This is a genomic window from Gordonia sp. BP-119 (assembly GCF_016924115.1).
GTDB lineage: Bacteria > Actinomycetota > Actinomycetes > Mycobacteriales > Mycobacteriaceae > Gordonia > Gordonia hongkongensis.
On the sequence record NZ_JAFFZF010000008.1, the window covers coordinates 1 to 12,410 of the forward strand.

A 12,410-nucleotide genomic window follows, 5' to 3' on the forward strand; every position below is an offset into this window, starting at 1 on the left:
GAACTGAGAACAACCAGCGAACCGAACGCTGGCGACCCACCCTGCCCACACACCAACACCAACCCCACAACCCCACACCGACCGTTGATCGACGAAAACCCAGCCACCCATGAAAGATTCAGGCTGAGGAGCGAGCTTGCGAGCGTCACGAAGGGTCGGCTCACCACCAGCCCAGCGACCGCTGGAGATCGGCTTCGACGGCGGGGATGAGGCTGCGGACGAAGGTCGCCGAGAGGTGGTGGAAGTCGTGCCACACCAGGATGTTCCCGACGACCGCGGGGCAGTACTCGTCGTCGCACATGGCGTCGGTGTAGTCGAGGAAGCTCATGTTGGGGAACTCGCCGGCGAGCGCGGCGGCGGGATCGGCCGGCGCCATCGCCTGTGCTCGGGGCACGCCGCACACCTCGGGTTTGCGACCGCTGGCGAGACACTCCGGCGGCTTGAGTTGTCCGGTCGCCCAGGGGTTGTCGCGGACCGCGACGACCCGCTGCCCGCGGTCGCGGAACTCGGAGAAGATCTCTTCGTAGTCCTTGGGGACGTAGTCGCCGTCGCCCGATTCGACGGGCCGGGTGCTGTTGGTGAACACGACATCCGGCTTGTCGACGGCGAGCCGCTCCATGACGCGACGCGACCAGTCATTGCACTGGTAGTACTTCTGGCCGAACCACGTGAACACGTGCTCGGTCGTGAGGGCGCACCCGACCTTGAGGTAGGTGGTCACGCGGAAGTCGTGGCGCTTGCCGATGGCGTCGAGCGCGGTGATCCACTGTTCCGCATGCGAACCGCCGACCAGCGCGATGGTTCGGGTGGCGTTCACGTTGCCGTAGTACCCGACTTTGATGGACGGGTCCTTCCAGCCGCTGATGATCGAGTCGTAGGAGGTGATCGGCCAGTCCATGTCGACGACATCGGGACTCGGTTGTGCGGTCACGTTCGGTACCGGAGCGCCGTCGAGGAAGGCCCGCGCCCCCGGGTACAGCCGTGGGTCGAGGTTCTGGGTGTCGAGGGTGGCATTGGCGGCGTCGCGCTGCCAGGTCACCGCGGCGGCGCCGGCCGCGACGCTGATGACGACCAGCACCGCGACGAGGGCGCGCCGGTAGCCTCTGGTCTTCTCGAACGGCGGCCGCGCGACCGCGCCATCGGCATCGGGCGGCACCGGGGACTGCTTCCGCTTCGCCGACCCCGCACGCAGCGGCGCTTCGACGTACTTCGTGGTCAGCCAGGCGAGCAGCACGGACACGGCCAGGATGGCGGTGCCCTCGAACCACGAGACATCGTCCTGATAGCGCCACGCCAGGTAGAAGATGAGCAGCGGCCAGTGCCACAGGTACAGCGCGTAGGCGATCGAGCCCAGCCACACCAGCCGGGGATGGGCGAGACCGCGGCTCACCCCGGATCGGATCGAGGTCTGGCCGGACGCCGTCTTCTGATCGACGGGGGCCTGATCGATGGGGGCGGTCTGCGACGAGCCGACCCAGATGAGGATCAGCGTCGCGCCCACGGGGACGAGCGCCCACGCCGCGGGGTATTCCTGGACGCCGGCGATCCACCAACCACACGTCACGATGAGGCCCAGGGCCACGATTCCCAGTAGGTCACGCACCCGCTGCGACAGCGCGATGCGCGGCATCCACACCGCGAGGAGTCCGCCCACGAGCGGTTCCCACAGACGGGCGACGGTGTCGTAGTAGGTGAAGGGCTGGTTGATCCCGTGGCGGTAGTTGGCCCACGCGAAGGAGCCCAATGCGACGACGCCGAGCGCGATCCCGACGACTCCACGGACCACCTTGGGGTCGGCGAAGAATGCGGATCGCCGGCCGAGCGCACGCAGCACCGCGCCCAGTGCCAGCGCGCAGACGAGGGTGAGGACGAAGAACTGGCCCTGCATCGACATCGACCAGAGATGCTGCATCGGGCTGTTCGCGGAGTCGGCGGCCGCGTAGTCCTGCGACTCGAACGCGAGGTGCCAGTTCTGGTAGTACAGCGCACTGGCCTGCAGTTCGGCCCCGAGCGGTCCCCAACGCGTCGTCGGCATGATCAGCGCGATCAGTCCGGCGGTGACCGCGAGCACCAGCAGCAGAGCGGGCAGCAACCGGCGCAGGAGCCGGGAGAACCGCGGCCACGGATTGATCGCCGCGCCCCAGGAACTCGTCGCGGGCTGGGTCGCCAGGACGTGCTTGAGCAGAGACGCGACGAAGAAGTAGCCGGACAGTGTCAGGAAGACGTCGACGCCCCCGGACACCCGGCCGAACCAGACGTGGAAGATCGCGACCAGCGCGATCGCGATGCCGCGCAGCCCGTCGAGGTCCAACCGGTACCCGGACGTGTTGCCGGTCGCGGCGTCCTCGTTCGGGGTTGCGACGGGTGTCGCATCGGTCAGGGGCGTACGCACAGAGGGCGATGGTACTTGCCCGCACCTGAGGGAAGCCTGGCACGAGCGGGGTGTCGTCGGACCTCACAGCAGACTCATGGGTTCACCTGCTGCGTCGGAGTCCGCGACTGTGGCGGCGAGGCGTCGTAACATCCCCACATGCTGCTTCTGTCGATGGGCGTCTCGGTGGACGGCTTCATCTCCGACCGCGACGGCAACTTCAACTGGTCGGTCCCCTCTGACGATCTGTTCGCGTTCCACACCGAACGGGTCGGCGAGCTCGGCGCGTTCGTGTGCGGCCGCCGGCTCTACGAGACGATGCTGGTCTGGGAGACCGACCCGCGGATGCGTGAGAACGACGCGGATGCCGCGTTCGCCGACCTCTGGTCGGCGCTGCCCAAGGTGGTCTTCAGCCGCACCCTCACGTCGGTTGAGGGCAACGCGCGGTTGGCGCAGGGATCGCTGGCCGACGAGCTCACCGGTCGGTGGCGGTACCCCGTTGCTGCCGCCGGTCGCCGACACGATCCGGCTGTCGCTCGCCGAGACCCGGACCTACGGAGGACAGGTGATCTACGAGCGGTACCGCCGGGTTCGCGACGACGCCTAGCGCGTTCCCCACCCGAGCGGCACCGAAGCGCCGATTCGTTCTCGGTGCGTCTAACCCTTCAGCCACACCGATCGCCCCGGCACCCTGTCGAGCAGTCATTTCCACGCCGACAACCAGGGGAGATCCATTCATGACAGCACGACGATCGGTCGCGATCATCGGGGCCGGGCTGGCCGGGACCAGCGCCGCCCTCGGCTTCCTCGACGCCGGGTTCGACGTCACGCTCTACAGCGACCGGGACCGCGAGTCGTTGCGCGACAAGGTGCCGCCGACCGGTGTCGGTGTCCTGTTCGGTAAGTCCCGCGAATGGGATGCCGAGATCATCGAGGACCTGTACGAGGTCAGCAACACCACCGGCATCAGCGCCCGGTTGTACTCCGGCAGCGGCGACGAGCGCGCCGCGGTCCTCGAGTTCAACCCGGACTACGGCTACGTCGCCCAGGCCGTCGACCTCCGCCTCCGCGCCGACGACCGGCTCGCCCGGTTCCTCGACCGCGGCGGCCGATTCGAGGTCGGACAGGTCGGCCTCGACCGTCTCGACGCGATCGCCGCCGACGCCGACATCACCCTCGTCGCCACCGGCAAGGGCGGACTGTCGACGCTGTTCCCGGTCGACGAGTCGCGCACGCATTACCGGGAACCGCAGCGTCGTCTGCTGCAGGTCACCCTGACCGGCGTCGACCACGGCCCGGAGTCCTTCGCCTACCGCAGCAGCGCGGGCGGCGACCACTCGCTGTTCAACCTGGATGCGCAGAACGGTGAGATCTTCGTCGGACCGTTCCTGCACAAGGACGCCGGCCCGACGTGGTCGTTCATCGTCTTCGCCAAGCCCGACGGCGCGTGGGCCGCCCGGATCGATGACGTCCACGACGCGGTCTCGGCCCGCCAGACCATCTCCGGCATCTTCGCCGAATACTTCCCGGAGGATGCGCCGGTCATCGACCGGCTGCAGGTCATCGAGTCCGATCCGGTGTCGTGGCTCAAGGGTGCGGTCACCCCGACCGTGCGGCAGGCCGTCGCCACCACCGCGGGTGGACATCCGGTCGCGGCGATCGGTGACACCGCGATCGCCGTCGACCCGGTGGCGGGGCAGGGTGCGCAGAACTCGCTGATCCAGGTCGCCGAACTGGTGAAGGCCGCTCGCGGCCACGAGGGCGAGTTCACCGCCGAATGGCTGTCGGCGGAGTTCGAGAAGCATTGGGAGCGACGCGGACGGGCTGCCGTCGAGGTCACCCGCCTCTACCTGGGCGACCCCGACTACGCGACCCACCTGGAGTTGTCGTTTCCGGCTGCCGCCGTCAGTCCCGCCATCGCGTCGGCCCTGTTCGGTCTCCTCTCCGAACCGAATCCGCTGCTCGGTCTGCGGACCCGCGAGGACGTGGAGGGCTTCATCGCCGCGGTGGCCGGAGAGCCGCACGACGAGGTCCTCGCCCGCTTCGCGCCCGCCGGACAATTCAGCAGCGCCACCCCGGAGGCCGTGAGCGCCTGACTCTCGCTCCCTCCGGCGCCATGTGATACGAACAACATCGTCGTTCGAGCCGGGGCCGGAGGGGGCAGATGTGAAGTCGGGGTGGACGTTGGCCGACGCGCCTCCGCAAACCGGACGGGTCGCGGTGGTGACCGGGGCGAACTCGGGGATCGGGCGCGAGATCGCGCTCGGGCTGGCGACTCTGGGCGCTCGCGTCGTGCTGGCGTGCCGCAATCCTCAAACGTCTGCGGAGGCCCGCGACGACATTGTCGCGAAGGTTCCGGGCGCCGAGGTGGAGATCGTCGATCTCGATCTGGCGAGTCTGGATTCCGTGCGATCCGCGGCCGAGGAGATCCGACGCCGGCACGCGACCGTCGATCTGCTGGTGAACAATGCCGGCGTCATGCGGGCGCGGCGCGATCTCACCCCGGACGGGTTCGAGATGGACTTCGGGACCAACTATCTCGGTCATTACGCACTCACCGGCCGGCTGATGGATGTGATCCTGGCAGCCGACGCCGGGCGGGTGGTCACCGTCGGCAGTCACGCGCACCGAGCCGGCAACATCGACTTCACGGACCTCCCGATGGACCGTGCGTTCACCAGTGCCGGTGCCTACTCGCGGGCGAAGCTCGCCCAGATGCTGTTCGCGCTCGAACTCGATCGTCGGATGAGAAGCGCGGAGGCGCCGGCGATCTCGCTCGCCGCGCACCCGGGCGGAACCCGCACCGGCGTGATGCGCGAGCAGAGCCGGTTCCTGCAGTGGGCCTATCACGCGTCCTCGCTGCGATGGCTCACCGACCGATTCATCATGGACCCGCCCGACGGGGCGTTGTCGGTCCTCCGCGCCGGCACCGACCCGAAGGCGCAGGGCGGCGAATACTACGGTCCGGTGGGCGGTTTCGGGCTCGCCGGCCCTCCGGTGCTGGTTGAGCCGTCGGCGAAGGCGAAGGACCGCGACGTCGCGGCGCGGTTGTGGGACATCGGTGCCGAACTCACCGGGGTGACGATCGACCTCGGTTGACCTCTCGTCAGATCGCGAACCGCCCGGCGAATGATCGCAGCGGGAGGTCGGCACTCGTCACGATGCCCGGAGGTGCCGCCACGACGGACCGGATCGAGTTGAGGGCCGGGAGTCCGGTGACGGTCATGCCGATGGATGCGAAGTTCTCCGGCTTGCTGAGGTCGAAGCCCTTACGCGGGAAGATCATGTGCTTGGAGTAGATGTTCGGGTCGCCGGTGACCTGGGTGATGTAGCAGGCCTGGATGTTCCACGACGGATCGGTGTGCGGTGTCATCTGCCATTCGAGGTGGGATTCGACGCGCGCCACACCGTCGACCATGCCCTGGTACTTGATGTAGCTGCCGCCCAGCGAACCCTCCGGGAGCTGATACCAGCCGAGGTCGACGTCCTTGGTGCAGGCGCCCAGTTCGTAGGAGAACGCCACCTCGTCGAGCTCGAGGTCGAAGGCGTCGGCCATCAGATAGACGGAGTCCGCGAACACCGCGGTGTACTTGTACAGCGAGTCGGAGATGCTCGGATCGTCCACGGGCAGGCCGTATCCGACTGCCTTCCAGGTGTCCACGGAGTGGTGGCAGGAGACGTCGACGGACTCGATGACCGTCACGTTCTCGATGTCGGCCACATCGGCGGTGTGCACGATGCCGAGGATCTGCGCGAGACCGGGGTTCATGCCGGTGCCGTAGAAGGTTGCGCCGCCGCGCTCGCAGGCCTCGGCGATCACCTCGCTGACCTTGCGTCCCGAATGGTGCGGGTGATTGGTGTCGCGATGGAATCCGGTGATCCAGTCTGCGGTGGTCACGACGTTGATCCCGGCCTCGAGAACCTGGACGTAGAGGTCCTCGTCGGGGAAGACGCCGTGGAAGGTGAGGACATCCGGACGGGCGGCGATGATCTCCTCGACCGTGCCGGTGGCCGTCACCCCGATCGGGTCGAGGCCGACGATCTCACCGGCGTCGCGGCCGATCTTGTCTGGCGTATAACAATGCAGCCCAACCAGTTCGAGGTCGGGATGCGACTGGATGCGCCCGATCATCTCGGTGCCCAGATTGCCGGTGGCGACCTGGAAGACCCGGATTCGTTCGGTGGTGGTCATGACAGATCCTCTCGGGCTGAACGTATGTCAGGACTGCGTGGCGGCGCGTAGCGCCTCGGGCTCGGAACGGCGGATGCGGACGAAGTCATCGCCTTGTGGCAGCACCGCTCCACTCGACGACGACGGATCGGCATCGTCAGGTCCGCCGTCGGGGTAGAACTGCCGCGCCCACTTGCGAAGTGCGGTGAAGCCCTCGAACTCTCTGCGGGACAGTGCGGGTGGATCGGAGTAGCGCTGGTGTGCCCAGATGTCGATGTCGGCGGCGAACTGCTCGATGACGAGGTCGGCCATCACGGTCCCGTAGCGGGTGATCTCGCCGGTTTCCTCGCCCGGCTTGCGGCCGATCCACACGGTGAACCGGACGTCGGAGGTGTGCTCGTCGACCGGGGTGACCGCCGGCATCGTGCGGTTGTCGACCATGCCCCAGCTCTTGGTGACCGAACAACCCAGCCCGGCGTTGATGGATTCGACTCCGCTGGTGGCGTTCTCGAGTGTTGCGCCCTCCTCGAAGGCGATGGTGAAGTCGACATGCGACACCGGCCCCTCGAAGTCGTGCCGGGTGAACTCGGGCATGAACGGTGTCTTGTGCACGAACTTGAAGTGGGCGAAGTCGACGCCGTTCTCCATGATGTACTGCGGGTGGATCTCGAGTCCCGGCCGGAAGAGGGTGGCCGCGGGCACCGGCGGGTAGTAGTCGGCGGCGGTGCGATCGTCGTCGAAGTCGCCGAAGATGTCGGGAACGTCGAAATGCGGTGGACGACCCTCGATGTCGTGCCAGATCCAGACGGCCTCGTTGCGCTCGACGACCGGGTAGCTGCGGATTCGTCGCCCACGATTGGGATGTTTCTCGTACGGGATGCAGACGTTGCGCCCCTCGCGATTCCACTCCCAGCCGTGGAACGGGCACACCAGGTTCTCGCCCTCGACATGGCCGCCGTGGCCGAGATGGGCGCCGAGATGTTCGCAATAGGCGTCGAACACCGAGACCCGGCCCGACCGCGACCGCCAGGCGACCATCTCGCGCCCGAAGTACTTCATCGTGTGGACCGCCCCGACCGGGATCTCCGAGCACCAGGCGACCTGGAACCAGCCGGTGGGTGTCATCGACAGCGGCGTTCTCGCCATGCGGCAACCGTAGGTCCCGCGCGACGCGAATGCAAGAGGGGTCTATGAAAATGGGCGTGCCTGGTCAGCTGGCGGTTTCGGCGAGCTCCGGACGCGGTGACGCGGAATGCATGACCCGACGGATCTCGGCCGTGAAGTCCTCGGCGGCCTCGATGTTCGACGCGTGACCGGTGTCGAGGACGACCAGGCGATCGAGGTAGCCGCGAACCGACAGGGCATGCGCGATGCGCTGGGTCATCGCGTGCGGGAGAAGGAGGTCGTGCCGACCGCCGATGACCGTGGTCGGCACGGTGATGGCGTCGGCGCCGGCGGGTCCCATCGCCAACTGGAGAAGGGCCACGGCGGACTTCGCGCGGGAGCTGGGCGAGCACGAGCGGGTCATCGCGAGGACGAACGCGGCGTGATCGACGGTCGCTGATCGGCCGTTCAGGATGCGATGCCGGATGACGCTCCGTGTGAACCGATCTCCCGGGAACGGAACCGGTATGGACAGGGCCATCTGCAGCAGCCACAGCGGCGCCTTGATCGGGCCGTTGACGAGCGGCAGCACCCGGCTCTCGGTGGCGACCCCGCCCCAGGTGGTGTTGGCGAGAATCATTGCGGTGGCTCGCGACTCGGCCTGATCACGATGCCGGTGGGCCCAGGCCTGCAGGGTGATGCCGCCCATGCTGTGCCCGACGAACACAGCTGTGGCTGCTTCGGGGAGTGTCTGGGAGACAACGGTGTACAGGTCATCCGCCAAGACGTCGGTGTCGAATGCGCGACGGCCCCAGGTGCTCTCGCCGTGGCCGCGCTGGTCGTAGGCGATGACGTGGTAACGCTCGGCCAGCGCATTGATCTGCGGATTCCAGTACTCGACACAACACGACCAACCATGCACGAGAACAAGTAGGGGAGCGTCCGCCGGCCCGTGGTGGACGACGCGCAACCGCGCGCCGTCATCGGTCACCGCCCATGAGGTCCGTTCGGGTTCGCGGCTGTTGAACAGCGTGTCCACGTAGACGCGGTTGCGGAGTCGGCGACGTGCCTCGGCCGGCAGCAGTCCGGACAGTGCGTGTCGGGCGGCTCCGATGCCGGTTGCTGCATTCATGTCGTCCCCCTCGGACCGCCGGTGACTTGTGTCACATCGGCTGCACAATGATACAAACTCCAATTGTCTGTATCTACCGCTTCGGGTAACGGTTTGTGCCAATTGTCGGGTTGTGTCCGAACGGGCCGGCTGCCTGGTCGGACGATGGTCGTCCGCACTTCGTCGCGGTCGGCCCGACGGACGGGTAGCCGAGCGAACGACCGCCAAACATCGCGCCGGTCAGCGCATTGCCGCTACGCCATGACCGCGGTCGGCAGCGGCTACGATCGGCAGCCATGGCTCCCGGCGAATCCCGAACCTCCGACGTCCGCGCGGTGGACGACGGATCCCCCGACGGCGGTACGGGCAGCGTCACCCGGCGGGTGAACAGGCGCGGCCAGGCGACGCGCGAGGCGATGCTCGACGCCGCGCTCGCCTCGTTGGCCACCGGCGATCCCGCCTCCGTGTCGGGCAATCGGATCGCCAAGGACATCGGCGCGACATGGGGCGCGGTCAAGTACCAGTTCGACGACATCGACGGCCTGTGGGCGGCGGTGCTGCATCGGACCGCGGAACATCGCGGCGACCTCCCGATGAGTGCGAAACCCGATGCGCCACTGGCTGAGCGGGTCGCGGCCATCGTCGACCTCATGTACGACGGACTGACCGCGCCCGAATCCCGCGCGATCGAGACCCTGCGGGCGGCCCTGCCGCGCGATCCGGACGAGTTGCGTCGGATGTTCCCCAAGACCGCCGCCGAGTTCGCGTCGTGGGGGCCGTCGTGGATCGATTCGTGCCAGCGCGCTTTCGCCGACCTCGACGTCGATCCGGAGCGGGTACGTGAGGTCGCGGCGTTCCTGCCCGGGGCCATGCGGGGCCTGGTGTCGGAGAAGCAGCTCGGCACCTTCCAGGATCAGCAGTTGGCCCGACGTGGCCTGGCGAGGGCCATCGTCGCGCTGCTCGCGGGCTGAGGAACCGCCCCGACGGGCCGAAATCCGCGCTCGGGGGCATCGCCGACCAGTGGATTGCGCATGACCGGTGCCGGTTTCGCTCGCCGTCCCGCGGGCTATTCCACGAGGCGGCCTGTGGCGGACGCGGACCGCCTCGACGCCAGGACACGACAGAAGGGCACGGTTGCTGCTGCCGACCGGGCTGACGGCCGGATCGACCACGCTGCGCGCGGTTCTCGCGTGCGGACTGTGTCTGCTCCTCCTCGTCGGGTGCGCCCGGCAACCCGGCGGCGTGACGGCCGAACTGTCGCATTCGTCCGGCGACGTGGTGAGCTCGGTCGCCTCCGGCGAGGAGGGGCTGCGCCTGTGGACCGAGGACCGCGCACCGCGACAGTATGTGCGCGTCCTCTTCGACGACCTCATCGAGCAGTCACTGTCCGCCTACGGGGCGGTCGTCAACCTCGACATCGACAACGTGGCCGATGAACCGATGCGGGCGGGCGTCGAGGACGCCATGGGCGAGGCCACCCGGGTTCTCGTCTCTGCCCGCTCGGTGACGCTGCTCGACCGCGAGGACCCGCGGGTCGCCGAGTCGCTCGACGCGTTGAGCAAGGTCGGCGAGCGGCTGCAGCGGATCGTCGACGACCCCCGTTCCGCAGCCGGCGGGAGGGGATGAACCGGTGAAGACGATCTTCGGCGTCGCGCTCGGCATCCTGACCGCCATCGGCGGCTTCCTCGACATCGGCGACATCGTCACCAACGCGGTGGTCGGCTCGCGATTCGGTTTCAGCCTGGTGTGGGTCGTCGTGGTCGGCGTCATCGGCATCTGTCTGTTCGCCGAGATGTCCGGGCGGGTCGCCGCGGTGAGCGGACGCAGTACCTTCGAGATCATCCGGGAACGACTCGGCCCGCGGATGGGTGCGGCCAACCTCGTCGCCTCGCTGTTCGTCACCGGACTCACGCTCACCGCCGAGATCGGCGGAATCGCACTGGCGCTGCAACTGGCCAGCGGGGTCGCGCCGCTGCTGTGGGTGCCGGTCGCGGCGTTCGGTGTGTGGATCATCCTGTGGCGGGCCAACTTCAAGATCATGGAGAACGTGACCGGTCTGCTCGGCCTGTGCCTGGCCGTGTTCGGCGTGGTCTTCTTCCTGTTGCAACCGCCCTGGGGCGAGGTGTGGAGTCAGATGACGGCGCCCTCGATCCCGTCACAGGAGTCGGTACCCGCCTACTGGTACTACGCCATCGCGCTGTTCGGTGCGGCGATGACTCCGTACGAGGTCTTCTTCTCCTCGGGCGGCATCGAGGAGGGTTGGCGGCGTAAAGATCTCGCCCGAGAGCGATGGAATGTGCTGGTCGGATTCCCCCTCGGCGGCCTGGGTTCGATCGCGATAGCCGGCGCTGCAGCGCTCTACCTGATGCCCGCCGACATCTCGGTGGAGTCGCTGTCGCAGGTCGTTTTGCCCGTGGCACAGGCCGGCGGACAGCTGGCGCTCGCCTTCGCGATCATCGGGCTGGTCGCGGCGACGACCGGCGCGGCTCTGGAGACGGCGCTGTCGACCGGCTACACCATCGCCCAGTACGCCGGATGGCCGTGGGGCGCAGCCAAGAAGCCGTTCCAAGCGGCACGGTTCCACCTCGTGATCATCGTGTTCCTCCTCGGGGGAGTGCTGATCCTGCTGACCGGCGTCGATCCGATCATGGTCACCGAGTATTCGGTCGTGTTCTCCGCGGTCGCCCTGCCGTTGACCTATCTACCGATCCTCGTGGTGGCGAATGATCGAGAATACATGGGAGACAGAGTGAACGGGCGAGTGATGAACTTCTTCGGAACCATCTACCTGGGCATCATCGTGGTCGCCTCGGTGGCTGCGATACCACTGCTGATCGTGACGGGGGCGGGGCGGTGAGTGCGCGGGACGACGACCGCGGGTTGTCGCGCCGGGCCACGATCGATCTCCGACTCCATCTGCTGGACAGGCAGATCCATGATCGGGATGGGGTGCCGCTCGGCGTCGTCGACGACGTCGAGATCGAGATGCCGGAGGATGGTCCGCCGCGGGCCTCCGCCCTGCTCACCGGCCGCGCGCTCTTCTACCGACTCATCGGCGGCGGGCCGCACATCAGCGAACTCGACCGCATCCCCTTCGACCGCGTGCGCGACATCGATGTGCGCGTCGCGATCGACGACGCGCAGGAGGAACTCGAACTCGCGTGGCCGGAACGATGGTGCCGGGATCACATCGTCGCGCGCATCCCCGGGAGCGGGAAGCGATGATTGCCAGCGACCTGTTGAGCTGCACCGTCCGAGGATCGGACGGCGATCACGTCGGCCACGTGATCGACCTGCGCTTCGAGGTGGAGGACGACGCACTGAGGCTGGTCGGGTTGCTCGTCAACCGCCGGAATCGCGTGTCCTTCCTCGGGTACGAACGCCAGGGGGTCGTGCGGCCATGGGCGCTGAACCGGTTCTTCGCGTGGTTGCACCGCGGCACCGTGCTCATCCCATGGGACGACGTGGAGACCGTCGAGGACGGGACGGTCTACCTCCGGGACGGCTTCCATCGCCTCGACGCCTCGCTCGACACCGCCGGCGACCGCGGCTCGTCCTGAGAGTCCGGGACGCACAGACGACGGTTTGGTCAGCACGGTCGACGGGTAGACCGGGGGCAGCCGACGGCGCGGTCCGCCCGGCGTGAATCCGCT

Annotated in this window: 11 protein-coding genes and 1 pseudogene; 8 read left to right on the forward strand and 4 right to left on the reverse strand. The window is 67.8% G+C overall.

Annotation, left to right across the window (positions count from 1 at the left end; all coding sequences use genetic code 11):
* Positions 1 to 160 precede the first annotated feature (160 nt).
* Positions 161 to 2,392 (reverse strand): acyltransferase family protein, encoded by a 2,232-nt coding sequence (locus JW364_RS06780; RefSeq protein WP_205333334.1) that lies wholly within the window; start codon positions 2,390 to 2,392, stop codon positions 161 to 163.
* Positions 2,393 to 2,530: 138 nt separating this feature from the next.
* Between JW364_RS06780 and JW364_RS06785 the strand changes: the two are divergent.
* The 3 genes and pseudogenes from JW364_RS06785 to JW364_RS06795 all read left to right on the forward strand — a co-directional run bounded on the left by JW364_RS06785 (position 2,531) and on the right by JW364_RS06795 (position 5,470).
* Positions 2,531 to 2,978: pseudogene (locus JW364_RS06785) on the forward strand (dihydrofolate reductase family protein).
* Positions 2,979 to 3,108: 130 nt separating this feature from the next.
* On the forward strand, positions 3,109 to 4,467 hold the full coding sequence (locus JW364_RS06790) for a styrene monooxygenase/indole monooxygenase family protein (protein ID WP_165629515.1): 1,359 nt from the start codon (positions 3,109 to 3,111) through the stop codon (positions 4,465 to 4,467).
* A gap of 70 nt (positions 4,468 to 4,537) precedes the next feature.
* Positions 4,538 to 5,470 carry an oxidoreductase gene (locus JW364_RS06795; protein WP_205333335.1) on the forward strand — a complete coding sequence of 311 codons (933 nt, stop codon included), beginning with the start codon at positions 4,538 to 4,540 and terminating at the stop codon, positions 5,468 to 5,470.
* Between the two features lie 7 nt (positions 5,471 to 5,477).
* On the opposite strand, the gene JW364_RS06800 is transcribed toward JW364_RS06795, so the two are convergent.
* The 3 genes from JW364_RS06800 to JW364_RS06810 all read right to left on the reverse strand — a co-directional run bounded on the left by JW364_RS06800 (position 5,478) and on the right by JW364_RS06810 (position 8,778).
* Entirely contained in the window at positions 5,478 to 6,563 is a 1,086-nt protein-coding gene (locus JW364_RS06800; protein WP_205333336.1) for a dihydrodipicolinate reductase, read from the reverse strand.
* Positions 6,564 to 6,590: 27 nt separating this feature from the next.
* Positions 6,591 to 7,688: a Rieske 2Fe-2S domain-containing protein gene (locus JW364_RS06805; RefSeq protein ID WP_205333337.1), complete on the reverse strand. Its 1,098-nt coding sequence runs from the start codon at positions 7,686 to 7,688 to the stop codon at positions 6,591 to 6,593.
* A gap of 64 nt (positions 7,689 to 7,752) precedes the next feature.
* Entirely contained in the window at positions 7,753 to 8,778 is a 1,026-nt protein-coding gene (locus JW364_RS06810) for an alpha/beta fold hydrolase (protein ID WP_205333338.1), read from the reverse strand.
* A 275-nt stretch (positions 8,779 to 9,053) separates the two neighbouring features.
* Between JW364_RS06810 and JW364_RS06815 the strand changes: the two genes are divergently transcribed.
* The 5 genes from JW364_RS06815 (at position 9,054) to JW364_RS06835 (ending at position 12,317) form a co-directional block, all read left to right on the forward strand.
* A complete protein-coding gene (locus JW364_RS06815) occupies positions 9,054 to 9,728 on the forward strand; it encodes a TetR/AcrR family transcriptional regulator (protein ID WP_374100797.1) in 675 nt (224 codons plus the stop codon).
* Between the two features lie 163 nt (positions 9,729 to 9,891).
* Complete coding sequence (locus tag JW364_RS06820; protein ID WP_205333339.1) at positions 9,892 to 10,383, forward strand: hypothetical protein; 492 nt, start codon at positions 9,892 to 9,894, stop codon at positions 10,381 to 10,383.
* A gap of 4 nt (positions 10,384 to 10,387) precedes the next feature.
* Positions 10,388 to 11,614, forward strand: coding sequence for an Nramp family divalent metal transporter (locus tag JW364_RS06825; protein WP_205333340.1), 1,227 nt, complete (start codon positions 10,388 to 10,390; stop codon positions 11,612 to 11,614).
* On the forward strand, positions 11,611 to 11,982 hold the full coding sequence (locus JW364_RS06830; RefSeq protein WP_205333341.1) for a hypothetical protein: 372 nt from the start codon (positions 11,611 to 11,613) through the stop codon (positions 11,980 to 11,982). Before JW364_RS06825 ends, JW364_RS06830 begins: the two co-directional genes overlap by 4 nt.
* A complete protein-coding gene (locus JW364_RS06835) occupies positions 11,979 to 12,317 on the forward strand; it encodes a PRC-barrel domain-containing protein (RefSeq protein ID WP_065632444.1) in 339 nt (112 codons plus the stop codon). The genes JW364_RS06830 and JW364_RS06835 overlap by 4 nt, the downstream gene beginning before the upstream one ends.
* Positions 12,318 to 12,410 lie beyond the last annotated feature (93 nt).